General features: G+C 51.4%; 1 protein-coding gene. It reads right to left on the reverse strand.

Going from position 1 to position 323, the window contains the following annotated elements; all coding sequences use genetic code 11:
- Positions 1-323: phage tail tape measure protein (locus tag OGV77_RS00820; RefSeq protein WP_286502532.1), on the reverse strand; the 323-nt coding region annotated here is incomplete at both ends.

Raw genomic sequence — 323 nt, forward strand, 5'->3', positions numbered from 1 at the left:
TTTGCAAAAGCAAACAGGGTCGGGCTGTCATAGATGCCGTTGCTGTAGGCACTTAATGAAGGTGAGTCATAAACACCGCCTTTCGCATTAAAGCTAAAACTGCTGCCAAAACTGCTGATGGCCGTGCCGGTGCTCGCGGTGGCTGCGCCGCCAAAAAGACTGCCGCCAATGCCCATAATGGATTTCAGGATGGTGTTGGTAATCAGCGCCTGCGCTGCCATATCGACAAGGTTTTTAATCACTGACTGTGTCAGGGAGGAAAATAACCCAATCATCCCGTCCCGGAGTGTCTGTGTACCATTCAGCATGCCGGTCAGCATGTT

Origin of the sequence: Citrobacter sp. Ce129, assembly GCF_030334545.1 — a bacterium.
Taxonomy (GTDB): Bacteria; Pseudomonadota; Gammaproteobacteria; order Enterobacterales; family Enterobacteriaceae; genus Citrobacter; species Citrobacter europaeus.